This window comes from Enterobacteriaceae endosymbiont of Donacia dentata (assembly GCF_012570745.1).
Taxonomy (GTDB): Bacteria; Pseudomonadota; Gammaproteobacteria; order Enterobacterales; family Enterobacteriaceae.
The window spans coordinates 154,973-180,414 of record NZ_CP046212.1; the positions used below are offsets into that span (position 1 = coordinate 154,973).

The following is a 25,442-nucleotide window of genomic DNA, read 5'->3' on the forward strand; positions in this document are numbered from 1 at the left end:
TTTACAAAAAAACATTAATTTTTTTTAAAACATATTCACAAATAATTTTATTTAAAATATTATTTTTATTTCTGATTAAATTTCTATTAATTCAGTTAAGAAATAAGTCTTATTAGATATTAATAAACAAACTTTTCAAATTTTCAGAAATATATAATATATACTTAAAAAAATTAAATTTTTTATTAATAATATAATTAAAACTACAATATTTTTACAAAATTTTAATAATTATAATAAAAAAATATTTTTTAGAAAATACTATAAGTTATCCAATAAGAATATGTTTATAAATATCTAAATTATCTAATAACGTTCAAATTCAAAATAGAAGCTATAGTTATAAAACTATAGAAATATAACTTTAAATTATAAGGTTTAAAATAATGTTTTTATTTTTTAGATTAATATGTATTATTTTTATATTAATATTACTACCAATAACAAAAAAACATTTAAATAAACATAAATTTCATCAAGAAATTGTTTATTTTTATAATTGGACAGAATATGTTCCAGATAATATTTTAGAAAAATTTACTAAAGAAACTGGTATTAAAGTTATTTATTCTACATATGATTCTAATGAAAGTATGTATACAAAGTTAAAAACTTATAAAAAACAATCATATGATTTAATTGTTCCTTCTACATATTTTGTAGCTAAAATGAAAAATGAAGGTATGATACAAAAAATAGAAAAAAAAAAAATACCAAATTTTTCTAATTTAGATCCAAAATTTTTAAATAAGTCTTTTGATTTAAATAATGAATATTCAATACCATATATATGGGGAGCAACAGCTATAGGAGTTAATACAAGTAAAATAAATCCTAACTATATAAATAGTTGGGCTGATTTATGGAATAAAAAATATTATAAATCTATTTCTTTAATAGATGATGCAAAAGAAGTATTTCAAATTGCCTTATTAAAATTAGGTTATCCAGGTAATACTAAAAATTTAAAATATATTCAAAAATCTTTTATAGAATTAAAAAAATTAATGCCAAATATTATTTCATTTAATTCTGATAATCCTGGTTATCCATTTATAGATGGATCTGTAAATATAGGTATGATATGGAATGGTGCTGCATATTCTGTTAAAAAATTAGGTATTCCTTTAAAATTTATTTGGCCTAAAGAAGGAGGAATTTTTTGGATGGATAGTTTTGTTATACCTATTAATGCAAAAAATATTGAAGGTGCTTTAAAATTAATTAATTTTTTATTAAGACCAGATATTGCAGCTCAAATAGCTATAAAAACTGGATATTCAACTCCTAATTTAAAAGCTCAAAAATTATTACCCATAGATATGCTTAATAATAATATGTTATATCCAAATAATGAAATAATTAAAAAAGGTATATGGCAAAATGATGTAGGTATGAATATAAGTAAAAAATATGAAATATATTTTCAACAATTAAAAAATTTATAATTTTAAATAAATCTAAAAAATTAATTTATTTATATATATTTATTATATAATTTTTTGTATAAAATATAATATAAATTAAAAATTTAAATATATTTTTATACAAAAATTTTCTTGACATATAAATATTAAATATAATATGATAATTAATTGATCCTCTGTAGTTCAGTTGGTAGAACGGCGGACTGTTAATCCGTATGTCACTGGTTCGAATCCAGTCAGGGGAGTGATAATATTAATAAAATTTTTTATTTTTTTATATCATAAAATATATTTTTGTATTTAAATTATTTTAAATTATTTTTATATATAGGATATATTATATGGTAATAGATTTACATCTTCTGCTTAAAGAAGAAATTATATATGAATTATTATCAATCCAGGATGTAGTACGTTGGATAACTAGTTGTTTTAATATGTCTAATTTATGGTATGGTCATGGTAATGATAATCCATGGGATGAGGCATTAAATTTAGTTTTATCTGTATTAAGCTTACCTCCATATTTATGGGATAAAGTTTATACAGCTAAATTATCTTTTAAAGAACGTAAATTAATTTATAAATTAGTATTAAAACGTATTAAAAAAAAAATTCCTGTCGTATATTTAACAAAAAAAACTTGGTTTTGTGGACATGAATTATATATTGATAATAGAGTATTAATACCTAGATCTCCAATTTCTGAATTAATTAATAATAAATTTAAATATATTATTCCTTCTTATAAAGAACCTAAATATATATTAGACTTATGTACTGGAAGTGGTTGCATTGCAATTGCTTGTGCGTATTTATTTCCTAATTCACACATAGATGCTGTAGATATTTCTTTAGATGCAATTAATGTGACAGAATATAATATTCAATTACATGGATTAGAAAATAGAATAACTCCTATTTGTAGTAACTTATTTGAAAAATTAAAAAAATTAAATTATGATTTAATTATTACTAATCCTCCATACGTAGATAAAAAAGATATAAATTTTTTACCAAAAGAATATTCATATGAACCTAAAATTAGTTTAGTTTCAGATAATAATGGTACAGAAATTATTGAAAAAATAATATCTCAAGCATTTTCCTATCTCAAAAAAGATGGTATCTTAATTTGTGAAGTAGGTGATAAAATGATAAATATAATAGAAAAATATCCAGAAAAATGTTTTCAATGGTTAAAGATAAAAAATGGAGGTATAGGTATATTTAAAATGCAAAATATTTAATATATACATATTTTATATAATTTAAAAAATTATGGAGTATTTTATTATGGCAGGAAATAGTATTGGAAAATTATTTAAAGTTACAACTTTTGGTGAATCTCATGGTAAAACTTTAGGATGTATAATAGATGGAGTTCCTCCTAAAATACCTTTAAAACCAAATGATTTACAAAAAGATTTAGATAGACGTAAACCAGGATCATCTAAATATACTTCTCCAAGAAAAGAAATAGATAAAATAGAAATTTTATCAGGAGTATTTAATGGTTTAACAACAGGAACTAGTATTGGTCTACAAATTAACAATATGGATGTTAGATCTAAAGACTATAATAATATAAAAAATATTTTTCGTCCTGGACATGCTGATTATACTTATGAAAAAAAATATGGGATCAGAGATTATAGAGGTGGGGGTCGTTCATCAGCTAGAGAAACAACTATGCGTGTTGCTGCAGGAGCTATCGCTAAAAAATATTTATTAATGAAATTTAATTTAAAAATTCAAGGATATTTATCTCAAATAGGTAATATAATCTGTAATTTTGATAATTGGGATGAAGTAAATAAAAATCCTTTTTTCTGTCCTAATCAATATCAAATAAAATCTTTACAAGATTTAATAAATAATTTAAAAAAAAATGGTGACTCTATAGGAGCAAAAATTACAATAATTGTAAAAAATGTACCGATAGGATTAGGAGAACCAGTATTCGATAAATTAGATGCAGAAATAGCTCATGCTATAATGAGTATCAATGCTGTTAAAGGAATAGAAATAGGTGATGGTTTTAATTCTATTAATAAATTAGGAAGTAAATATAGAGATGAAATAAGATTGGATGGATTTCAAAGTAATAATTCAGGAGGAATATTAGGGGGAATTAGCACAGGTCAAAATATTATTATACATTTTGTAGTAAAACCTACTTCTAGTATTTCTATACCAGGAAAAACAATTAATTTATTAGGTAAAGAAACAGTTTGTGTTACACAAGGACGTCATGATCCTTGTGTAGGAATTAGAGCTGTTCCTATAGGAGAGGCAATGGTTGCTATAATTTTAATGGATCATTTTTTGCGTTATCGTGCTCAATGTATTGATAATATACTAAAATAAAAATTAATATAATTCATTAATATTATTAGATAAATAATTTATAATTCCTTTAGAAGTAGGATTTATACTTTTTTTACCTTTTTCCCATTGTGCAGGACAAACATCACCATATTTTTCATTATGTTCTACAGCATCAATCATTCTAATAACTTCATTTATATTTCTACCAAATGGTAAATCATTTATTAATTGATGTCTTATTATTCCTTTTGTATCTATTAAAAATAGAGCTCTTAATGCTATACCTAATTCAGGATGTTCAATTCCATAAGATTTTTGTATATTTTTTTTAATATCAGATATCATTATAAATTTAATATTTCCAATACCACCTTGATTAATTGGAGTATTTCTCCAAGCATAATGTACAAATTGGGAATCACATGATATACCTAATATCTTTACATTTCTTTTTTTAAAATGATTATAGTATTTATTAAATGTTATAATTTCCGTAGGACAAACAAATGTGAAATCTAAAGGCCAAAAAAATATAACAGTTATTGTATTTTTTGAATATTTATATAAATTAAAATTATCAATTATTGAACCATCAGGAAGTACAGCAGGTGCATAAAAATCAGGAGCTTTTTTAGTAACTAATATCATATTTTCCTCTTAATTAAATTATAATTTAACTTGATTATATATATTATTTAATATATATAATTTTATTATAATAAATAAAAAATAAAATAATTTTCATTATTAATTTTTTTTAAAATATAAATTAAAAAACAAATTATTTCATAAATTTTAAAAAATAATTATTTTAATAATAAGTTATATTAATAGTATTATATTTTTAAAATTTTATAATAATAAAAATAAATATTAAGAATATTATTCTTATTTAATTAAAAAATAAGTATATTAATATACTATATAATTTATCTTTTTTTATATTATTTATGATAATATTTAATTATAATTATTTATTATAATTTTTTTAATTTTTTAATAAAAATTGATTCTTTTATATTATTATATAATGTATATTAATACGAAAAAATAATCTAAAAAATATTTTAATAAATAAAAAACTTTATTTTAAATAAATATTTATTTTTTATAAAAATATTATTAATAAATAATATTATTTTTAATTTTTTAAATTCTAAATTCTAAATTTTACATATAAAAATATTTAATTTAAATTAAAAATATATTTTAATTATTTTTTAATTATTTTTAATAAAATTATTTATATTTAAATATATAAAATAAGAATAAACAAAAATATAAATTAATATTTAATTATTTATATTTTTTATACTATAAACAGAAAAATTTTTATTTTTAGATAAAATATTAAATTTAAGTAAAAATTTATTAAAAATTTTTGAACATGATACAAAATTATTAATTACAAATAATAATTTTCCATTATATTTTGTTTTATTTTTAAATTTATTAATCATTTGATAAATAAACTTTAACGAATAATATAAATCATCATGAATAGGAGGATTAGATATAATAAAATCAAATTTTTGATTTACTTTAGAATAAACATTACTTGGAAATACATTATTATTTTCTAAAAAATTTTTATTTAATGTTTTTTTAGTTGAAATAATTGCTTTTATATCAATATCAGTTGAATATAACAAAAATTTTTTTCTATGTTTTTTTATATTATTACTTAATATAGTAGAAATAATTCCAGAACCACATCCTAAATCTAATACTTTTCCTTTAATATTTAAATTATTAAAAATAGTAGAAATTAAAAATTTACTACCATGATCAAATTTATTACCTCCAAATACACCAGGTAAATTATATATTTTAAAATTTTTATAGTAATAATGATTCCAATAATCATTTATATGAAATGATATTTTCTTTTTAAGAATTGCATAAAATATAATATGTTTTCTTATACTAATAATTTTTTCAAAATAAATCATTTCTAATTCTTTAATATTTTTAATATTTTTTATACCACTCTTATTTGCTCCTATAACATAAATTTCACTTTTAAAAGTAAATAATGATAATATATTTTTTAATATAAAAATAGATTCTTTTTTATTTTTTAACCAAAAAAATATAAGAACATTAAAATTATATTTTTTATATATATTTTCATTCATGATTCCGTAATAAATATTACGATTTACTATTTTTTTTAACCATATATAATAATCATATTTATGAGTATTTATAAAACTTACTAGAGTATCTAAATAAATTGGCATCTTATCTCTCATATTTCCTGCAAAAAGTACTTTATGATTGATGAATTTATTTTTAAATAAACGTAAAAAATATTGATTTATTGGTAATAATATATTCATTTTTAAATTCTACAAATTTCACTAAAAAATTTTTTTTTTTCCCATGAAAAAATTGTTAATTTTTTACCCCAACAACAACCAGTATCTAATCCTATAATATTATTAGGTGTATATTTTCCTCCTTGTAAATCAGACCAATGACCAAAAAATATTGTATATTTTTTATATAAAATATTAGGTATCGAAAACCAAGGTTTTAACACTGTAGAAGAAATATTATCAGGAGCTTTTTTAGTAAACATTTCTAAAGTTCCATTTGGATAACAATATCTCATTTTTGTTAGTGAATTAACAATAAAATTAAAACGTTCAAATCCTATTAAAGTATTTTGTTTCCAATCATTAACTTGGTAATCTTCATTACTTATGTAATCAATGAATATTTTATTATTTTTACCAGAAATAATATTTTCTGCTTCATAAGAAAAAGATAATATTTCTTTTATATTATTCCATTGTGGTGTAATACCAGCATGAGACATTAAGATTTTTTTATTTTTATCATATTGTACTAATGGTTGGTATTTTAGCCAAGTATTTATAATAAATACTATTTTTTTATTTTCTAATAATTGTAAAATTTTTGGATCATTAACATTATTATAATAACCTAATACTAATGATATTAAATATAAATCATGATTTCCTAAAACTAATTTTACAGAATTTTTAATAGAATATAAATAACATAATACTTTTATAGAATCTGGTCCTCTTGCAATAAGATCTCCTGTAATCCATAATTGATCTTTTTTGTAATTAAAATTAATTTTTTTTAATAAGGAGATAAGTTCATTATAATAACCATGAATATCTCCAATAAGATAAGTAGTCATTTTTATATATGTCAATGAATATAAGTTTTAATTGCTAAACGAAAAATTGGAATATCTACATGATAAACATTATTTTTTTCATCTATCATGATATAGTGTCCCTGCATTATTCCAATAGGAGTTTCTAAAATTGCTCCACTAGTATAATGAAAATCATTTCCTGGTCTAATATATGGTTTTTTACCTATCACTCCTTCACCATATATTTGAGTTTTTTGACCATTACCATTAGTAATGGTCCAATAACGACTGATTAATTGTAATATTTTTTTACCTACATTATGTATGGTAATTGTATAAACAAAAACATAACGATTAATCGTAGGTATTGATTGTGATTCTATATAAATACTATGTGATCTTATATAAACTTGAGATAATAATGATTTCATAAGTTTATAACCTTTTATTTTTTAATTCTAACCAACGAGCTAATTGACAATATTCTGATATTGAAACATTTTCAGCACGAATTTTATGATCAATACCTAAAAAATCTAATTCTTCTATAGAAAATAAATTTAATAAACTATTATGTAACATTTTTCTTCTCATACTAAAAGTTTGTTTAATAATTTTCTTCAAAAAAAAAATATTATTTAAATTATAAGGATTATTATTATACGGTCTCATATAAATCATATTAGAAATTACTTTAGGTTTTGGAAAAAAAGAACTTGGTTTAATTTCTATTAAAGATTTTATTTTGAAAAATAATTGCATTATTATACTTAAACGACCATAATTTTTGTCTCCAGGTTGAGCAGTCAAACAATCTACTACTTCTTTTTGCATTATAAAATTCATATCTTTAATATTATTTAAATATTTTAATAAATAAAATATTATTGCAGTAGAAATATTATACGGTAAACTTCCAAATATACGTATTCTTTTTTTTAATTTTTTTATTAAATTAAAAAAATTAAAATTTAAAACATCACTTAATATAAAATTTACATTTGAATTTATTAAAATTTTATTTTTTTTTAAAATATTAATTAAATTTTTATCAATTTCAATAACTGAAAGATTTTTATTATAATTAACTATAGGAAGAGTTAAAGAACCTAATCCTGGACCTATTTCTACCATATTATGGTAATATTTAGGATTTATTAAAAAAATTATCTTTTTAATAATATTTTTATTAATTAATATATGTTGTCCATAATTCTTCTTAAGAAAAATTTTCATAATATTATTTTTTATATATAAAAAAATTATCTATTTTAAAAAAATTTATATATTTATATTTTATAAAAATAAAATTTTATTATATCATTACATTAAATTTTTAATATATATTGTTTTAGCATATTCATAAATAAAAAAATTAGATTCTTTTTCAAAATTTTGTTTAAAAATAATATCATAAGCTTGTTTTTGAAAAAAATCTTTTGTTTTTAGATTATTTTTTTCTTTTAATAATTGAATTATATAATATCCATTAGGTTCTTTAATTAATAAACTAAATTGGTTTATTTTTAATTTTTTTATAATTTTTTGAAATTTTATAGAAAAAGAATTAAATGGTACCCAACTAATATAATCTTTAAATTTAATTATTTTTTTATTACTTAAAAATAATTGCATTGCTTCTTTAAAAGTAATTTTTTTTTTAAAAAGATTAAAATAAATATAATTTATTTTTTTTTGGGTATTTTTTTTATTAAAATTATGTTTATCTATATATATTAGATGTAATAAAACTTTTTTATTATCTATGTTATCTATTAATACCATATCATTTATTTTTAAAAGAAAAATTTTAGAATATAAATATATTGGACCTATAATATCTCCTTTTTTTGATTTGTCTACATAATTAACTAAAATTGATGGTAATTTATCTTCTGTTCCTTTTAAGGTTGTTTTTTGTATTTTGGAATTTTCAATAAATATATTACTATTAATATTTTTTATATGATTATTTAATTTATTATTTTTTAATATATTTAATAATTTAGAAATTAATGATAATTTATGATTAAAATCATTTTTTAATAATGATTTTGATTTATTAACTGTTAAATAAAATAAAGTAATATTATATTTTTTATGATATTTATATTTTAAATATAACTGATTTGTTAAAGAATCAATTTCTTCATCACAAATATTAATATTATTTTTTATTAATATACTTTTAAAAATATAAATCAAGAGATTTTTTCTCATAATATTATGATATAATTCATAATTAATATTATTTTTTATTAATCTTTCTTTTAAAAAATTTTCATTAACATTATTTTGTTTATACATTTCTGAAATAAGATAATTTAATTTTTTTTTAGAAATATAAAAATTACTATTTTTTATAATTTGTAAAAAAAGATTATTTTTTATTAAATCTTCAAGATTATTAAAATCTAATATTGAATTTAATAATTCATTTTCATTATTATGAAAATAATTAGATATATTTAAAATATCATTAATTTCGTTTTTAAGAATTATTTTATTATTTATAATAAATCCAATACCATTAATATTTTCTATTGGCGTAGATATACATTTAGAAATATTAAATATACAATATATTATTGTTATAATAAATATTATTTTTCTAATTATCATTTTTTATCCTAGAAAAAATTATATTTTATATAATATATAATAATTTTATTTCTAATTTATTCAATATTTATTACATTCAATAATGTTAATTTTTAGATATTTATAAATTAATAATTTAATTATAATAAATTATAGTTCTAATATATTTATTGAGGGTTATATGTTTTTTTTACTACAATTATTATTATTTTTAATAAGTTTTATAATTAATTATAATATTAGTTATAGTTTTATTAATATAATAATAATTATATTAATTAGTTTTTTAATTAATAAAATATATCAATTTTATTATAAAAATAATTATAGTGTAAGTAATATAAAAAAATCATTTATTCAAATTACTTTTGAAGTAATGGGATATATAAGTAAATCAAAAGGTTTTGTTAGTAATAATGATATAATGATAGCAACAAAATTAATAAAAAAAATGAAATTAAATAGTAAATATATTATTTTTGCTCATAAATCATTTACAAATGGAAAAAATAAAAATTATCCTTTAATTTATAAATTACATAATTTAAATTATTTAATTTATAAAGATACAAATTTAATAAATAAATTTTTAGAAATTCAACTTGAATTATCTTTTATAAATAAGTCTTTAAATCCCAAAACTAGAAAAATATTATTTATTATATTTCAAGAATTAAAAATATCTCTATATCAAGTTTTGATAATAATTAATAAATTAAAATATAAAAATAAAGATATTAATGAAAAAGATTTATTTTTTTATAAAAACGATAATCAATTTAAAAAACAAACAGAAAATAATAATTTTAATTATGATAATTATCAAAATATAAATTATAATGAATTTGATTTAAATCAAGCATATAAGTTATTAGGAGTTAAACCTGAAGATAATCTTTTAACTATTAAAAGAGCATATCATAAATTAATTAGTAAATATCATCCAGATAAATTAATTTCTAAAGGTTATACATCTAAACAATTAGAAATAGCTAAAATTAAAACTCAAAATATACATAAAGCATATAATATAATTAAAAAAAATATTATATAATAATTTATATTTTTTCAATAATAACTATTGCACAAGTATAATTAATTTCATCTGATATAGAAATATGAATATAATAGTTATTAGTTATATTTTTTATTATTTTTAATGCTTTACTATAAAATTTTAATCTTGGTTTTCCTGTTTTATAATGTAAAAGTTCTATTTGATTAAAAAATATTCCATTAGTAAAACCAGTATTAAGAGCTTTTACTGCTGCTTCTTTCACAGAAAAATATTTTGCTAAAACTTTTATTTTTTTATCTTTATTTTTATTTTTTTTATAAATAGATAATTCATATCTAGTTAATATTTTATATACAAAACGTTTTTTAAAATGTTGAAATATATTTTTAATTCTATTAATTTCTACTAAATCTATACCAATACCAATAATTTTCATATAATTGTTCTTTATTTTAATCAATTTTTTATAAATTATTTAATTTGCACCCATATTTGTAAATTTATTTTTCTTTTAAAAAATTTTTTTATATTTTGTTCTGATTTATATTTAATTAATTTTAATTTGGTTGCATTTTTACCTATTATTATTTTTTTTTGATTTAAATTATTTACTAAAAATAATACTTGTATTTGATTTTTTATTATTTTTATTTTTTGAGGATAATTTATTTTAATATATATTAAATAAGGTAATTCTTTATGAATATATTTTATAATATTCTCTCTAATCATTTCTTTAATAATAAATTCTTCTGTTTGATTTGTAATATAATTTTTAGGATAATGATGTTTTTTTTTAGGTAAATTTTTACAAATAAAATTATTAATAATATTAGTATGTAATTTATATTTTGCTGAAACTATAAATAAAAAAAATATTTTTATTTTTTTTTTAATAAAATTAATATATGGTAATAAAATATTTTTATTTTTAATTTTATCAATTTTATTAATAACTACTATTATTGGAATATTGGTTTTATTTAAAATTTTTAAAAATTTTTCTTCTATATAATTCCATCTATTTCTATCTAAAATAAATAAAATAAAATTAAATTCATTATTTTTTAATAAATTTAAAATTTTATTATTGGAAAATATATTTCCTGGAGTATCAATATATTTTATTTGATAAGAATTATTATTATATAATCCAACTATATTATAGTTAGTAGTATTGATTTTATGAGAAATAATAGAAATTTTTTTACCTATTAATGTATTTATTAAAGTAGATTTCCCTACATTAGATTTACCTAAAATTAAAATTTGTCCATAATATAAAGATTTTATGTTCACATAAATTACCTTTTGTTAAAATAAATTAATTATTAAAGACCTAATTTTTTTAAAGCTTGTTCTGCAGCAGATTGTTCTGCTTTACGACGACTTGAACCTTTTCCTGTAATAATTGTAGATATTCCACTAATTTTACATTGTATTATAAATTTTTGATTATGTACTTCACCATTAATTTGTAAAATAAAATAATGAGGTAAAGGAAGATGTGATCTTTGTAAATATTCTTGTAATCTAGTTTTAGGATCTTTTTGATTATTACCTGGTAATATTTTTTCTAATCTAAATTGATACCAAATTAATATTATTTTTTCTACTATTTTTATATTACTATCTAAACAAATACTACCTATTAAAGCTTCCATAGTATCTGCAAGAATTGATTCTCTATTATATCCTCCATTTTTAAACTCTCCAGGACCTAAAAATAAATATTCACCTAATTTAAATTCCCTTGCAATACTAGCTAAAGTATTTCCTCTAACTAAAGTAGCACGCATACGACTCATATTACCTTCATTTACATCAGGAAATTTATTATATAAAGCTTTAGCAATAATATAACTTAAGATAGAATCACCTAAAAATTCTAATCTTTCGTTATGTTTACTACTAGCACTTCTATGTGTTAGAGCTTGATATAATAAATCTTGATGATTAAAAATATAACCTAATTTTTGTTGTAATTGACTAATCATAATAAAATTCATATAATTGTATTTTTAATCTAAAATGTATTATATAAAATAAGTAATATTTTTAAAAATTAATTAATTTTATGTATTCGATTAAATCTGATTTTTATAAATGGTATATTTGTATTTTTTTTAATACTAAACCAAATAAAAATAGCTTTTCCTAATAAATATTTTTTATTAACAAAACCCCAATATCTACTATCATAACTATTATCACGATTATCTCCCATAACAAAATAACATTCATCAGGTACTAACCAAGTATATTTTGAAAAATTTTTTTGTTTGTATATTTCTAATTCATTTTGAATTTCTGGTAAAAATAAAATTTTATTTGATGATTTATTTATATTTTCTGTATATTGAAAAAATCTTAATTGACCAAAAAAATGATGTTTTATTGAATTTTTATTAAAATCATAATTTTTTTTTTTGTTATTATTAATTAAAATTTGAAAAAAATTACTTTTTTGAAGATTATTATATTTAATAATATTTTTTTTTATATGTTTTTTAGAATATATAACAACTTGTTTATTTTTTTTATCATAAAAAATAAAATCTCCTGGTAATCCAATAATTCTTTTAATATAGTTTATTTTAATATTTTTAGGAAATTTAAAAACAACAATATCTCCCCTTTTAGGAAATTTATTTTTAATAAAATATTGATTACTTAAAGGATTTTTAATACCATAAATAAATTTATTAACTAAAATAAAATCACCTGATAATAAAGTAGGCATCATAGAATCAGAAAGTATATAAAAAGGTTCATATATAAATAAACGTATTGTAAAAAAGAATAATATTATAAATATTAAAAATTTTATTTGTTTAAACCAAGTTTTTTTTTTTATATATGTATTTGTAATATTTTTATAGAAATAAAAATTATTTAATATTCCCATTTTTTTAAATAAATATATAAAACCTAATAATAAAATACTTAAAAAAAATATTTTTTTTTTATTCATATTGTTTGTTTTTAATATAAGTTATTTTGTTATTTTTAATATAGCTAAAAAAACTGAAGATGGTAACAAAACATTTCCGAAATTTTTCATACGTTTTTTACCTTCTTTTTGTTTTTGAATTAATTTTTTTTTTCTACTAATATCTCCACCATAACATTTTGCAATAACATTTTTACGTAATTGTTTAATATTAGTACTAGAAATAATTTTTTTCCCTATTGCTGCTTGAATAACAATATCAAATTGTTGTCTAGGAATTAATGTTTTAAGTTTTTCTACTAATAAACGACTATGAGAGTAAATTTTATTTTTATAAATAATTGTTGTTAATGCATCAACACGTTTTTTATTAATTAATATATCAATGCAAACTAAATCAGATTTTTTAAACCTAATAAAATTATAATCTAAAGATGCATATCCTTTTGTAACAGATTTTAATTGATCAAAAAAATTTATAATAACTTCAATCATAGGAATTTCATAAATTAAAATTACATTATTATTATGATATATTATGTCTATCTGTACTCCATTTTTTAAAACACATAATTTAATAATTTTACCTATATATTTTATAGGAGATAAAATTTTACATTTTAAAATAGGTTCTCTTATTTCTGCTATTAAATGAGATAAAGGAAATTTTGATGGATTATCTATATACAAAATTTGTTTATTTATTGTTTTTATTTGATATTTAACTGTAGGCATAGTCATTATAATATCTATGTTATATTCTTTTAATAAACGTTGTTGTATGATTTCCATATGTAGTAAACCTAAAAAACCACATCTAAATCCAAAACCTAATATATCAGAATTTTCTGGTTCAAAAAATAAAGAAGAGTCATTTAAACTTAATTTTTTTAATGCATTACTAAATATTTGATATTCATCAGATATAACTGGAAATAAACCAGCAAAAACCTTAGGAATACTTTTTTTAAAACCAGCTAATGGTAAAGTAGCGGGCTTTATATATGATGTTATTGTAGCTCCAACAGGAACTTCATTTATATCTTTTATTCCTAATACTATCCAACCAACTTCACCACATTTTAAATTCTGTAATTCCACTTTTTTAGGGGTAAAAATACCAATTTTTTCTACAAAATATTTTTTTTTCGTATTAATAATTATTATTTTCATTCCTTTAAAAATTTTACCATTTTTAATGCAAATTAATCCTACTACTCCTAAATAATTATCAAACCATGAATCTATAATTAAAGCTTGTAATACTGTATTAATATTTCCTTTAGGAGGTGGAATAATTTTTACTAATTTTTCTATTATTTTTTTAACTCCTAATCCAGTTTTAGCTGAACATTTTAAAATATTTTGAGATTTAATACCTATAATTTCTTGTATTTCTTTTTGTGTTTTTTCAATATTAGCAGTTAATAAATCGATTTTATTAATTACTGGTAAAACTTTTAATCCCATTTTAATAGCAGTATTACAATTTGATAAAGTTTGTGCTTCTATACCTTGTGATGCATCTATTAGTAAAAGTGCTCCTTCACATGCTGATAAAGATCGAGATACTTCATAAGAAAAATCTACATGTCCTGGTGTATCAATAAAATTTAATTTATATAAATTATTATTATCATCTTTATAATTTAAAGAAACACTTTGTGCTTTTATTGTAATACCTCTTTCTTTTTCTAAAATCATACTATCTAAAACTTGAGATGTCATTTCTCTTTTAGATAAACCACCACATATTTCTATTAATCTATCTGCAAATGTTGATTTACCATGATCAATATGAGCAATAATTGAAAAATTACGAATATTTTTCATAAAATTAAATTTTTATAAATCCTATGTATAAAATAATTTTATATAAATATATATAATGTATATTATTTATTTATATTTTAATACCTCTTTGAGAGAGTAAAGCATTACTATCTAATTTCCTACCTCTAAATTTTTCAAATAAAATAATAGGGTCTTGAGAACTACCTAAAGATAAAAGATTATCAAAAAATTTTTTTCCTATTATAGAATTAAATAATCCATTTTTCTTAAAATAAGAAAAAGAATCAGCAGCTAATTGTTCTGACCATAAATAACTATAATACCCAGCTGCATATTCTCCACCAAAAATATGATTAAAGAAATTTGTATATTTATTCCATTTAGGAATAGGTGTAATTGTTATTAAATTTTTTCTAATTTTTTCTATTAAATCTAATATTTGATTACTACTTTTATTCGGATTAAACTCATGATGAATTCTCATATCAAATAAACTTAATTCAATTTGACGCATAAGAGATAAAGCAGCATTATATTTTTTAGATAAAATTAAATTATTCATTATATTTATAGGTAAATTATTATTATTTTTATTATAATTAGAAATAATTTTTAATGATTTTGATTCCCAACACCAATATTCCATAAATTGACTAGGATATTCTACAATATCTAAAGGAATTCCATTAATTCCTGATATATTTGATATTTTTATTTTTGAGATAATATGATGTAAAGCATGTCCAAATTCATGAAATAAGGTAATAATTTCATTATGATTTAATAAATAAATTTTATTTGTTGTAGAAGTAAAATTACAATTAACATAAGCTACTGGACATTGTAAAATTCCATTATTTTTTAACATTTTAGTTTGACATATATCCATCCAAGCACCACTTCTTTTTTCAGAACGAACATATAAATCAAAATATATACTACCGTATAATTTATTATCAGAATTAAAAACATCAAAAAAAATCACATCTTTATTCCAAACTGGAATTTTTCTTTGTTTAAAAATTAAACCATATATTTTGTTTACAATTTTAAACATACCATTTATAACAGAAGAAATTGGAAAATAATTACGTATATCATTATCATTAATACCATATAAATAAAATTTATATTTTTCTGAAAAAAAAGCTACATCCCATGGATTAATATTAATTATATTATATTTTTTTTTGATAAATTGTTTTAAATTATATGCTTCTTTTTTTGCTTGTCTTTTGGATAATTTAATTAATTTATATAAAAATAATAAAACATCATTAACTTTTTTTGCTGATTTAGTTATTAAAGATTGTTCAGCATAAGAATTATATCCTAATAAATTTGATAATTGTAATCTTAAAGATAATTCTTTCATTATAATAGGTTCATTATCTAATTTATTAGAATTAATAGAAGAAGCTCTTGTATTATATTTATAATATATTTTTTTTCTTAAATTTTTATTTTTTGAATATGTAATTATTGATAAATAAATAGGAATATCTAAAGTAATTAAATATCCTATTTTATTTTTTTTAATAGCATTTTTTGACATTATATTTATTATATGATTAGGTATTCCAGCTAATTTTTTTTTATCTGTTATATTTTGTTCCCATTCTAATGTACTATCAAATACATTATTATTAAAATTATTTTGTAATTTTACTAAATTTGTTATTATTACATGATAATCATTTTTTTTTTCTTGATTTAATAAAATTCCTGATAATTTATAATCACGTATTATGTCGTCAATAGATTTTATTTTTAGTTTATTAAAATTTAAATTATTTTGATTATTTTTTATTTGTAAATAAGCATTATATAATTGTTCATTTTGTTGAATCCATATATGATAATCAGTTATCATTTTTATAATAATTTCATAAGTTTTTCTTGTTTTTTTATTATTACAAACATAATTTAAATGATTTATTGGTGAAAAAATACGATATAATTTTTCATGTAATTCTAATAATGGTTGACAAAAATTTTCCCAATTATAATTATTTTTATTTTTATTTAAAATATTCTTAATTTTGTTTTTACAAAAACTAATTGTAATTTTTATTGCAGGAATCATACAATCATTAGTTATTTTATCAAAAGGAGGTAATAAAAAATTAGATAATAAGGGATTATTCATAATTAATTCCTAATTTAGATGTATTAATAATATTAAAATATTTAAAATTTATGTGTTAAAAATATTTAATATAAAATTATAAAAAATTATTTTGTCTAATAATCTCAAATAAAAAAATTCCAGTAGCTACAGAAACATTTAATGAATTTATATTATTATACATAGGTATTGAACATAATATATCACAATTTTTTTTTACAATTGGTCTTATTCCTTTATTTTCTGATCCTATTATTAAACATATAGGATAAGATAATTTAAAATTATAAATTATTTTATTTTTTTGATTATTATCTGCACCAATAACATGTATTTTATGTTTTTTTAAAAATTTAATAGTATTAATAATATTTTTTACAAAAATAATAGGTATATGTTCTGATGTTCCACAAGATACTTTTTTAACAGTAGCATTTACTTTAACTGAATAATGTTTAGGTAAAATAATCATATTTACTTTAGCAGCAACTGCACTTCGAATACATGCACCAAAATTATGAGGATCTGTAATCCTATCTAAAATAAGAATTAATATTTTTCTTGATATATTAATTATTTTAGTAATATTTGTTTCATTAAAAAATTTTATTTTATTTATTAAACCCATAATTCCTTGATGTATACCATTACTAGTTTTTTTATCTAACCATTTTTTATTTACTTTATATACTTTAATATTATATTTATTAATGTAAAAAAATAATTCTTTAATTTTATTAGTTTTTTTTTTACTATTTAAAATAAATATTTTTTTTAATGATTTAGGATCTTTTTTTAAGATATTAATAATAGAATATATACCAAATATAATATCTTCCATATTATTTAATATTAATTGTTTATAATTAATAAATATATCATAAAATATGATATATTTTTTTAATTTAATTTTTTATTAACAAATTTTTGAATATAATTATAAGCTTTATTTATATAATTACTATCAAATAAATATATATTTTCCCAGTGGCGTAACCAAGTTAATTGTTTTTTTGCTAGATGACGTGTTGTAATTACTGTTTGTTGTACCATTTCCTTATAATTAATTTTATTTAAAATATATAAAAACATTTGTTTATATCCAATACAACGCATAGAAGGAAAATTAATCTGTAAATATTTATTATCAATAAGATAACGTACTTCTTCTTCAAATCCTAATTTTAACATTTGAAAGATTCTATTTTCTATCTTATTATATAAAACTTCACGATCATAATAAGTTAAACCAAATTGATATATTTTATAAGGAATTTTTTTCCCAGGGATTTTTATTAATTCACTTAAAGTTTTTCCTGTTAGAAAAAATATTTCTAAAGCTCTTAAATTTCTTTGATTATCATTATAATGAATTTTTTTTGCAGAAAAAATATCAATTTTTTTTAACATATCATGATATGAATTATATATTTTTTTATTTATTTGTTCTTTAATCATATTACGTATATGATTATTTGAAGATGGTAAAGGAGACATAGTATTTATTAGTTTGTGATAATAAAACATACTACCTCCAACTAAAAATGGTATTTTACCTTTTTTAGTAATTTCATCCATAATACTTAAAACATCATTATAAAATTCCATAACAGAATAAGATTGATTAGGTTCTTTAATATCAATTAACCAATGTTTTTCATAAAATAGATCAGTTTTTTTAGGTTTATCTGTTCCTATATTCATTTTTTTATAAATTAAAGAAGAATCTACACTAATTAATTCAATAGGTAAAACTTTAGCTAAACGGGTAGCTAAATAAGTTTTTTTAGATGCTGTTGTTCCCATTAAAAAAATAGCAATTGGTAATTTTTTATTTTTATTATACATTAATATAATTTATATATTTATTAGACAAAATAATTCTTTTATTGAAAAATTATTTTTTTCTAATTTTAATAATTCTAATTCCATTAATAAGTCTATTATATTATAATAATTCCATATTTTAGGGAAGTTTATTATATAATTAATTATCCATTTTATAATTTGTTTTAAAGAAATATTTTTTATATTTAAAAAATATTTTAATAAATCAGAAAAAAATTTATTTGCATTAAAAATAAAAAATGATGAAAATATAGGTAAGTATGTTATATATAAAATATATTTATTATTTAATGAAAAAATAAATCCTAATTTTCTTATAAATTCACTGATTTGATCAAAAATAAAATATTCTTTTTTATTTAATTTTATTTTAACATTAATTTTCATATATTTTATAATATTTTTATTTTTTAAATATAATTTAAATTTTATATTTAATAGTAAAAATATTAATTTTTTTATTTTAATAGAATATAAAACATTATCTCTTTCAAAAATAATATAAGTATTTTTTAAAATTATTAAAAATTTACCAAAATTTTTAAAATTAAATATTGGAAGATTATCTAAATATACTAATTTTTTTCTTTTTATATTAGAAAATAATAATTTAGTTTTTTTTGGAAAATTTTTTTTAATAAAAAAATTTTCCAAATTATCTATTTTTAATTTATTATCATTATTATTTAAATTATTATTTATAGAATAAATTACATTATTTTTATATATTTTTTCTATTAAACTATTACATAATTTTTGTAAAATGCTTTTATATATAAAAGTATATAATGATTGTATATCATAAAAACATATATCAGTTTTTTTTGGATGAATATTTACATCAATTAGTTTAGGTTCTATTTCTAAATAAATTAAATAAGAAAATTTATAATCTTTATTAAATTTATTTAGTATTATTTTTTTTATAATACGATGTATAAATTTATTACATATAATACGATTATTAACATAAAAATATTTAAAATTACTAGAAATTTTTTTTTGATGAAATATATTTAATAATCCATATAATTTTATTTTTTTATAATTTGTATTAATTTCTAATGAATTTTTGACAAAATTATTACCATAAATACTATTTACTCTATTTATATAAGAAATATTATTTGTTATTTGTTTAAAATCATAAATAATTTTATCATTATATTTAAATTTTATTCCTAATTTTAATTTAATTAAAACAATTTTTTTAATTATATTTTTAATATATATAAATTCTATTCTTTCATTAGAAATATATTCTCTTCTTGCCGGAAAATTATAAAAAAGATCAGATAAAATAATAGTAGTACCTACAGGATGAGAAATTGGTTTTAAATAAATAATTTTTTTACTAAATCCTTCCGTATATAATTGCCATGCTATTTTTTGTTTTAAAGTTTTAGATGTTATAGTCATTCTAGATACATCTTTTATACTAGTTAAAGCTTCTCCTCTAAAACCAAAACTTTTAAATGAATCTAAATCATTAAGACTATAAATTTTATTTGTAGCATATTTTTTTATACATAAAGTTAGATTATTTTTATTCATGCCTATACCATTATCATTTATATAAATAGATTTTATACCTCCTTTTTCTACAAAAATATTTATTTGTGATGCTTGAGCATCAATACTATTTTCAATTAATTCTTTAATTACAGCAGCTGGTCTATCAATTACTTCTCCAGCAGCTATTCTTTTAATAACATTTTTTGGTAATATTTTAATCTTAACAGACATTAATAATTAATGAAAAATTAATTTATAAATATAATATGTAAATTTAATAATGTGTAACTTATAATTATATAAGCGGGAAACGAGATTCGAACTCGCGACCCCAACCATGGCAAGGTTGTACTCTACCAATCTGAGCTATTCCCGCAAAATAATTAAATATAATGTTTAATATTATTAAATTACAGTTTTAATTGTCAATAAATATTTTAAATATTATTTATTTAGAAAAAAAATAATTTTTATAAAATTTTAATTCTTCTATTGATTGATATATATCATAAAATGCATTATGTTGATATTTTTTTTTTTTAAGTTTAATATAAATTTCTGGATTCCATCTTTTAACAAGTTCTTTTAATGAACTTATATCAATATTACGATAATGAAAATATTTTTCTAATTTAGGCATATAATTATATAGGAAAATTCTATCTTTATATATACTATTACCACATAAAGGAGAACTTTGTGGTTTAATCCATAATTTTAAAAAATTCAAAGTACATAATTCTGCTTTTTTTTCATTAAATTTACTATTTTTAATTTTATTAATAAGTCCATTTTTTTGATGTATATTTTTATTCCATTTATCCATTAAATTTAAAACAATCTTATTTTGATATATTGGTATTGTAGGTCCTATAGCTATAATTTCTAATTTTAAATTAGTAATAATAGTAGCAATTTCAATTATATGATCTTTATTTGGATCAAGACCTGTCATTTCTAAATCTAACCATATTAAATTATTATTTACTTGCATAAAAAATATCCTTATATTAAATATTATGTAAAATTATAAATTTTAAGAATTTAAAAAATAATACTTTATCTATAATAAAATTATATTAAAATGATTATTAATAAAATAAGAAAAAAAATATATTTATATATTCAATATTTATTACCTAAATTATTAATTACAAATGTTTGTGGTTATATATCAAAAAAAAAACTTAGTATAATTACTACTTATTTAATATTTTTATTTATTAAAATCTATAAAATAGATATGAAAGAAACAAAATATCCTAATATTTTTCACTATAAAACTTTTAATAAATTCTTTATAAGAAAATTAAATATGAATAATAGACCTATTGATAAAAATAAATGTCATGTAGTTCAAAATACAGATGGTATTATTAATCAAATAGGTATTATAAAAGATAATCAAATTTTTCAATTTAAAGGTTGTAAATACTCATTATTTAATCTTATAGGAAGAGATAAAAATATAAATAAAATTTTTTCAAATGGATATTTTCTAAATGTTTATTTAGCCCCAAATAATTATCATCGAGTACATATGTCTTATGATGGAATTTTATTAAAAATGATATATATTCCTGGAAAACTTTTTTCTGTTAATAATATAGTTTCTGAAAATTTATGTAATTTATTTTTATTAAATGAAAGAGTAGTTTTTATATTTAAAACATCATTTGGATTAATGATAAAAATTTTAGTTGGAGCACATATTGTAGGAAGTATAAATACTTCTTGGTATGGATCAATAATACCACCAAGAAAAAATAAAATTAAAATTTGGAATTGGCCATATATTAATAATATTTATAAAAAAGATTTTATTTATTTAAAAAAAGGAGAAGAAATAGGTTATTTTAATTTAGGTTCAACTGTAATTACTTTATTTCCACCTAAAATAATTAGATTTAATTCAAATTTAAAAAAAGGATCAAAAATAAAAGTTGGAGAATTATTAGCTTTTATTATAAAATAATATATATAATAAAAAATTTTCTTAAGATATATTTATAGGAAAGTTCATAACTTTATGAATAGATGTTTTTTTTAATAAACACATAATAAATCTATCTAATCCAATAGCCATTCCTGAACAATTAGGCATACCATATTTCATGGCTTTTAATAAATAATAATCTATTTTTTTATAAGGTAATCCTATTATTTTACGTTTTTTATTGTCTTCATTAAATCTTTTTTTTTGTTCATAACTATTTCTAAGTTCATGAAATCCATTGCCTAATTCAACACCTTTAAAAAAAATTTCAAATCTATTTGCTAGAAAACAATTATTTTTATTAATGGTTTCAGTAGTTTTTTGTGATGCTGGAAAATTATATATTAATATAGGTGATTTAAATCCTAGTTTAGGTACAATATATAAATCAAATAATATTTGTAAATAATCATCATCAATAACATTATTTTTTTTTAAATTAATAAAACCTAATTTTTTAGCAAGAATAAATAATTTTTTTTTATTAATTAAAAAGGGATTTATTTTAAAATATTTTAAAAAAATTTTTTTGTAAGAATATTTTTTTAATTTATTAAAACCAAATTTAATAAAAAAACTATTAACTTCACCTATTAACTGTTTTAAATTATAATTAATATGATACCATTCTAGCATAGTAAATTCAGGATTATGATATTTACCTAATTCTTCATTACGAAAACTATGACATATTTGATATATTGATTTATTCATTTTTAATGAAAGTATTCTTTTCATATGATATTCAGGACTTGTAACTAAAAATAATTCTTTTTGTTGTTTATAATGAATAAATTTTGTTTTAAATTGTTTTAAATAAATGTTAGTATTTTCAAATTGAGTTAACATAGGAGTATCTACTTCAATAAATCCTTTTTTATCAAAAAAATTTCTTATTTTTTTTATTATCAAAGAACGTTTTATTAAAGTATATATATTTGTATTAGGTAATCCGTTAAAATTTTTCATATAATTATTACTTTTAAGATTATTTATTATTTAATACGAGAAATATATTTTTTTTTTCTTATATCAATTTTTATAATATCTCCAATTTTAATAAAATTTGGTACTTTTATTATTTCACCATTACTTATTATAGCTAATTTATTATTATTATTAATTGTATCTCCTTTTTTTGACACTAAATTTGTATTAATTATTTTAAAATTAATAAAATTTGGTAATATTAAAAATATAGGTAATTGATTCCAAAATGTTATATTATAACTATATTGAGGTATTAACCATTTTTTTTTATTTTTAATAATTCTCTTATCAATGATAATTTGTTCAAAATTATTTTTAAACATAAAATAAAAAAAATCTTCTTTTTCATTATATAAATAAATTAATTTTTTTTCTAAAATATCTGCAGTATTTAAATTATCGGTAGATTTAAATGTTTTATCAATTAATTTTTCATTTATTAAATTTCTCATTTTTACTCTAACAAAAGATTGTCCTTTCCCTGGTTTTACAAATTCACTGGATTCTATAATGTAAGGTTGATTAAAAAGTACAAATTTCATACCAATTCTAAAATTATTACTATAATAATTAATCATTAATATTTTACCTTTTCTGAAAAAATTATTTTGACTTATAATAATATTATCTTAAAAATATAAAATAATTGTATGAATAAATTATGGTTAAAACAATTAAAAGATAATATTAATAATAATATTGATCTTATAAAAATAACAAAAATAAAAAAAAAAAATAGTAAACAATTTTTATGTAAAAAAAAAAATATATCTTTTAAAATAAAAATACCTAAAATTTTTATAAAAAAAATAGAAAAAAAAAATTATAAAGATCCTATCTTATTACAATTTATCTTTAATAAAAATGAATTAATTTTTAATAAAAAATATAATAGTAATCCATTAAATGAAAATTTAATTATTCCGGGAATGATACATAAATATTATAATAGAGTATTAATATTAGTTACAGGAATTTGTGCAGTACATTGTAGATATTGTTTCCGTAAAAAAAGTAAAGAAATTTATGCTATAAAAAAATGTGATTGGATTAAAATAATTAATTATATAAAAAAACATAGAGAAATAAATGAAGTAATTTTTTCAGGAGGAGATCCATTAATTATAAATGATCATAAAATTAATTTATTAATAAACGATATTCAAAAAATATCTCATATTAAAACATTAAGAATACATACTAGAATAATTTCTGTTATTCCTGAAAGAATTACTACTAATTTAATAAAAATTTTTAATAAATATAAATTAAATATAATAATTGTTACACATATTAATCATCCAAATGAAATTAGTGAAAATTTATTTAATAAAGTTAATCTTCTTAAAAAAACAGGTGTTACGATTTTAAATCAGAGTGTTTTATTAAAAAATATTAATGATGATTATAAAACTTTAATTAAATTAAGTAATAATTTATTTAATATTGGAATATTACCATATTATTTACACTTATTAGATAAAGTAGAAGGTAGTCAACATTTTAATGTTTCAGAAAGTAAAGCTAAAAAAATTATGATAAAAATGTTGCCATTTTTATCTGGTTTTTTAGTTCCTAGATTAATAAAAGATATTTATGGTAAAAAAAGTAAAAATTTTATTATCTAAAAAATATAAAAGCTGTGCCTTTAATAAATGCACAGCTATATATTAGCAGATTTGTAAATTTATAATATTTAATA

The 25,442-nt window shown here is 17.6% G+C and carries 24 protein-coding genes and 2 tRNA genes; 7 read left to right on the top strand and 19 right to left on the bottom strand.

The annotated features are described in order from the left end of the window. Nucleotides 1-386: 386 nt before the first annotated feature. The 4 genes from GJT90_RS00740 to aroC all read left to right on the top strand — a co-directional run bounded on the left by GJT90_RS00740 (nt 387) and on the right by aroC (nt 3,797). Nucleotides 387-1,448 carry an extracellular solute-binding protein gene (locus GJT90_RS00740; protein WP_168919994.1) on the top strand — a complete coding sequence of 354 codons (1,062 nt, stop codon included), beginning with the start codon at nt 387-389 and terminating at the stop codon, nt 1,446-1,448. 151 nt (nt 1,449-1,599) lie between these two features. Further along, nucleotides 1,600-1,672 (top strand) — tRNA-Asn (locus tag GJT90_RS00745). 96 nt (nt 1,673-1,768) lie between these two features. Continuing rightward, complete coding sequence (prmB, locus tag GJT90_RS00750) at nt 1,769-2,677, top strand: 50S ribosomal protein L3 N(5)-glutamine methyltransferase (protein ID WP_168919995.1); 909 nt, start codon at nt 1,769-1,771, stop codon at nt 2,675-2,677. A 46-nt stretch (nt 2,678-2,723) separates the two neighbouring features. Further along, nucleotides 2,724-3,797: a chorismate synthase gene (gene aroC / locus GJT90_RS00755; protein ID WP_168919996.1), complete on the top strand. Its 1,074-nt coding sequence runs from the start codon at nt 2,724-2,726 to the stop codon at nt 3,795-3,797. Nucleotides 3,798-3,800: 3 nt separating this feature from the next. Here the strand turns inward: aroC and GJT90_RS00760 are convergent, their stop codons facing one another. The 6 genes from GJT90_RS00760 to GJT90_RS00785 form a co-directional block, all read right to left on the bottom strand. Further along, the gene (locus GJT90_RS00760) at nt 3,801-4,406 is read right to left on the bottom strand and encodes a redoxin domain-containing protein (RefSeq protein WP_168919997.1); all 606 of its coding nucleotides are present in this window, start codon (nt 4,404-4,406) and stop codon (nt 3,801-3,803) included. 644 nt (nt 4,407-5,050) lie between these two features. After that, nucleotides 5,051-6,100, bottom strand: coding sequence for a methyltransferase (locus tag GJT90_RS00765; RefSeq protein ID WP_168919998.1), 1,050 nt, complete (start codon nt 6,098-6,100; stop codon nt 5,051-5,053). Nucleotides 6,101-6,102: 2 nt separating this feature from the next. Next, on the bottom strand, nt 6,103-6,936 hold the full coding sequence (locus GJT90_RS00770) for a symmetrical bis(5'-nucleosyl)-tetraphosphatase (protein ID WP_168919999.1): 834 nt from the start codon (nt 6,934-6,936) through the stop codon (nt 6,103-6,105). Nucleotides 6,937-6,947: 11 nt separating this feature from the next. Further along, complete coding sequence (gene apaG, locus GJT90_RS00775) at nt 6,948-7,328, bottom strand: Co2+/Mg2+ efflux protein ApaG (protein ID WP_168920000.1); 381 nt, start codon at nt 7,326-7,328, stop codon at nt 6,948-6,950. Nucleotides 7,329-7,332: 4 nt separating this feature from the next. Continuing rightward, nucleotides 7,333-8,133, bottom strand: a complete 801-nt coding sequence (gene rsmA / locus GJT90_RS00780) for a 16S rRNA (adenine(1518)-N(6)/adenine(1519)-N(6))-dimethyltransferase RsmA (RefSeq protein ID WP_168920001.1) — start codon at nt 8,131-8,133, stop codon at nt 7,333-7,335. An 87-nt stretch (nt 8,134-8,220) separates the two neighbouring features. Further along, the gene (locus tag GJT90_RS00785) at nt 8,221-9,519 is read right to left on the bottom strand and encodes a peptidylprolyl isomerase (RefSeq protein WP_168920002.1); all 1,299 of its coding nucleotides are present in this window, start codon (nt 9,517-9,519) and stop codon (nt 8,221-8,223) included. Nucleotides 9,520-9,679: 160 nt separating this feature from the next. Here GJT90_RS00785 and djlA point away from each other — a divergent pair, with 160 nt between their 5' ends. After that, nucleotides 9,680-10,552: a co-chaperone DjlA gene (djlA, locus tag GJT90_RS00790; protein ID WP_168920003.1), complete on the top strand. Its 873-nt coding sequence runs from the start codon at nt 9,680-9,682 to the stop codon at nt 10,550-10,552. Nucleotides 10,553-10,556: 4 nt separating this feature from the next. Here the strand turns inward: djlA and acpS are convergent, their stop codons facing one another. From acpS to orn, 11 genes are all read right to left on the bottom strand, one after another. After that, on the bottom strand, nt 10,557-10,952 hold the full coding sequence (gene acpS, locus GJT90_RS00795; protein ID WP_168920004.1) for a holo-ACP synthase: 396 nt from the start codon (nt 10,950-10,952) through the stop codon (nt 10,557-10,559). A 35-nt stretch (nt 10,953-10,987) separates the two neighbouring features. After that, nucleotides 10,988-11,815 (bottom strand): GTPase Era, encoded by an 828-nt coding sequence (gene era, locus GJT90_RS00800; RefSeq protein WP_168920005.1) that lies wholly within the window; start codon nt 11,813-11,815, stop codon nt 10,988-10,990. A gap of 32 nt (nt 11,816-11,847) precedes the next feature. Then, nucleotides 11,848-12,525 (bottom strand): ribonuclease III, encoded by a 678-nt coding sequence (gene rnc / locus GJT90_RS00805; RefSeq protein ID WP_168920006.1) that lies wholly within the window; start codon nt 12,523-12,525, stop codon nt 11,848-11,850. Between the two features lie 56 nt (nt 12,526-12,581). Further along, nucleotides 12,582-13,490, bottom strand: coding sequence for a signal peptidase I (lepB, locus tag GJT90_RS00810; protein WP_168920007.1), 909 nt, complete (start codon nt 13,488-13,490; stop codon nt 12,582-12,584). Between the two features lie 21 nt (nt 13,491-13,511). After that, a complete protein-coding gene (gene lepA, locus GJT90_RS00815; RefSeq protein ID WP_168920008.1) occupies nt 13,512-15,302 on the bottom strand; it encodes a translation elongation factor 4 in 1,791 nt (596 codons plus the stop codon). Nucleotides 15,303-15,372: 70 nt separating this feature from the next. Further along, entirely contained in the window at nt 15,373-17,412 is a 2,040-nt protein-coding gene (locus GJT90_RS00820; RefSeq protein WP_168920009.1) for a M3 family metallopeptidase, read from the bottom strand. A gap of 76 nt (nt 17,413-17,488) precedes the next feature. After that, nucleotides 17,489-18,232: a 23S rRNA (guanosine(2251)-2'-O)-methyltransferase RlmB gene (rlmB, locus tag GJT90_RS00825; RefSeq protein ID WP_168920010.1), complete on the bottom strand. Its 744-nt coding sequence runs from the start codon at nt 18,230-18,232 to the stop codon at nt 17,489-17,491. A gap of 59 nt (nt 18,233-18,291) precedes the next feature. After that, entirely contained in the window at nt 18,292-19,239 is a 948-nt protein-coding gene (gene miaA, locus GJT90_RS00830; protein WP_168920011.1) for a tRNA (adenosine(37)-N6)-dimethylallyltransferase MiaA, read from the bottom strand. 9 nt (nt 19,240-19,248) lie between these two features. Next, a complete protein-coding gene (mutL, locus tag GJT90_RS00835; RefSeq protein WP_168920012.1) occupies nt 19,249-20,985 on the bottom strand; it encodes a DNA mismatch repair endonuclease MutL in 1,737 nt (578 codons plus the stop codon). Nucleotides 20,986-21,056: 71 nt separating this feature from the next. Then, nucleotides 21,057-21,130 (bottom strand) — tRNA-Gly (locus GJT90_RS00840). 72 nt (nt 21,131-21,202) lie between these two features. After that, on the bottom strand, nt 21,203-21,748 hold the full coding sequence (gene orn / locus GJT90_RS00845; protein WP_168920013.1) for an oligoribonuclease: 546 nt from the start codon (nt 21,746-21,748) through the stop codon (nt 21,203-21,205). Between the two features lie 90 nt (nt 21,749-21,838). On the opposite strand from orn, the gene asd reads away from it, so the two are divergent. Further along, nucleotides 21,839-22,729 carry an archaetidylserine decarboxylase gene (asd, locus tag GJT90_RS00850; protein ID WP_168920014.1) on the top strand — a complete coding sequence of 297 codons (891 nt, stop codon included), beginning with the start codon at nt 21,839-21,841 and terminating at the stop codon, nt 22,727-22,729. Between the two features lie 21 nt (nt 22,730-22,750). Here the strand turns inward: asd and epmA are convergent, their stop codons facing one another. Together epmA and GJT90_RS00860 are read right to left on the bottom strand one after the other, a co-directional pair. Continuing rightward, a complete protein-coding gene (gene epmA, locus GJT90_RS00855; RefSeq protein ID WP_168920015.1) occupies nt 22,751-23,719 on the bottom strand; it encodes an elongation factor P--(R)-beta-lysine ligase in 969 nt (322 codons plus the stop codon). Nucleotides 23,720-23,745: 26 nt separating this feature from the next. Then, the gene (locus GJT90_RS00860) at nt 23,746-24,318 is read right to left on the bottom strand and encodes an elongation factor P (RefSeq protein ID WP_168920016.1); all 573 of its coding nucleotides are present in this window, start codon (nt 24,316-24,318) and stop codon (nt 23,746-23,748) included. Nucleotides 24,319-24,390: 72 nt separating this feature from the next. On the opposite strand from GJT90_RS00860, the gene GJT90_RS00865 reads away from it, so the two are divergent. Then, complete coding sequence (locus GJT90_RS00865; RefSeq protein WP_168920017.1) at nt 24,391-25,368, top strand: KamA family radical SAM protein; 978 nt, start codon at nt 24,391-24,393, stop codon at nt 25,366-25,368. The last annotated feature ends 74 nt before the right edge of the window (nt 25,369-25,442 follow it).

Excerpts from the sequence above, each read along its gene's own strand:
- asd (WP_168920014.1), top strand. The coding sequence starts at position 21,839 with ATGATTATTAATAAAATAAGAAAAAAAATATATTTATATATTCAATAT.
- rlmB (WP_168920010.1), bottom strand. The coding sequence starts at position 18,232 with ATGGAAGATATTATATTTGGTATATATTCTATTATTAATATCTTAAAA.
- apaG (WP_168920000.1), bottom strand. The coding sequence starts at position 7,328 with ATGAAATCATTATTATCTCAAGTTTATATAAGATCACATAGTATTTAT.
- mutL (WP_168920012.1), bottom strand. The coding sequence starts at position 20,985 with ATGTCTGTTAAGATTAAAATATTACCAAAAAATGTTATTAAAAGAATA.
- djlA (WP_168920003.1), top strand. The coding sequence starts at position 9,680 with ATGTTTTTTTTACTACAATTATTATTATTTTTAATAAGTTTTATAATT.
- epmA (WP_168920015.1), bottom strand. The coding sequence starts at position 23,719 with ATGAAAAATTTTAACGGATTACCTAATACAAATATATATACTTTAATA.
- lepB (WP_168920007.1), bottom strand. The coding sequence starts at position 13,490 with ATGAATAAAAAAAAAATATTTTTTTTAAGTATTTTATTATTAGGTTTT.
- GJT90_RS00765 (WP_168919998.1), bottom strand. The coding sequence starts at position 6,100 with ATGAATATATTATTACCAATAAATCAATATTTTTTACGTTTATTTAAA.
- GJT90_RS00820 (WP_168920009.1), bottom strand. The coding sequence starts at position 17,412 with ATGAATAATCCCTTATTATCTAATTTTTTATTACCTCCTTTTGATAAA.
- GJT90_RS00860 (WP_168920016.1), bottom strand. The coding sequence starts at position 24,318 with ATGATTAATTATTATAGTAATAATTTTAGAATTGGTATGAAATTTGTA.
- rnc (WP_168920006.1), bottom strand. The coding sequence starts at position 12,525 with ATGAATTTTATTATGATTAGTCAATTACAACAAAAATTAGGTTATATT.
- GJT90_RS00785 (WP_168920002.1), bottom strand. The coding sequence starts at position 9,519 with ATGATAATTAGAAAAATAATATTTATTATAACAATAATATATTGTATA.
- GJT90_RS00865 (WP_168920017.1), top strand. The coding sequence starts at position 24,391 with ATGAATAAATTATGGTTAAAACAATTAAAAGATAATATTAATAATAAT.
- lepA (WP_168920008.1), bottom strand. The coding sequence starts at position 15,302 with ATGAAAAATATTCGTAATTTTTCAATTATTGCTCATATTGATCATGGT.
- GJT90_RS00740 (WP_168919994.1), top strand. The coding sequence starts at position 387 with ATGTTTTTATTTTTTAGATTAATATGTATTATTTTTATATTAATATTA.
- prmB (WP_168919995.1), top strand. The coding sequence starts at position 1,769 with ATGGTAATAGATTTACATCTTCTGCTTAAAGAAGAAATTATATATGAA.
- rsmA (WP_168920001.1), bottom strand. The coding sequence starts at position 8,133 with ATGAAAATTTTTCTTAAGAAGAATTATGGACAACATATATTAATTAAT.
- orn (WP_168920013.1), bottom strand. The coding sequence starts at position 21,748 with ATGCAAGTAAATAATAATTTAATATGGTTAGATTTAGAAATGACAGGT.
- GJT90_RS00760 (WP_168919997.1), bottom strand. The coding sequence starts at position 4,406 with ATGATATTAGTTACTAAAAAAGCTCCTGATTTTTATGCACCTGCTGTA.
- miaA (WP_168920011.1), bottom strand. The coding sequence starts at position 19,239 with ATGTATAATAAAAATAAAAAATTACCAATTGCTATTTTTTTAATGGGA.
- aroC (WP_168919996.1), top strand. The coding sequence starts at position 2,724 with ATGGCAGGAAATAGTATTGGAAAATTATTTAAAGTTACAACTTTTGGT.
- GJT90_RS00770 (WP_168919999.1), bottom strand. The coding sequence starts at position 6,936 with ATGACTACTTATCTTATTGGAGATATTCATGGTTATTATAATGAACTT.
- acpS (WP_168920004.1), bottom strand. The coding sequence starts at position 10,952 with ATGAAAATTATTGGTATTGGTATAGATTTAGTAGAAATTAATAGAATT.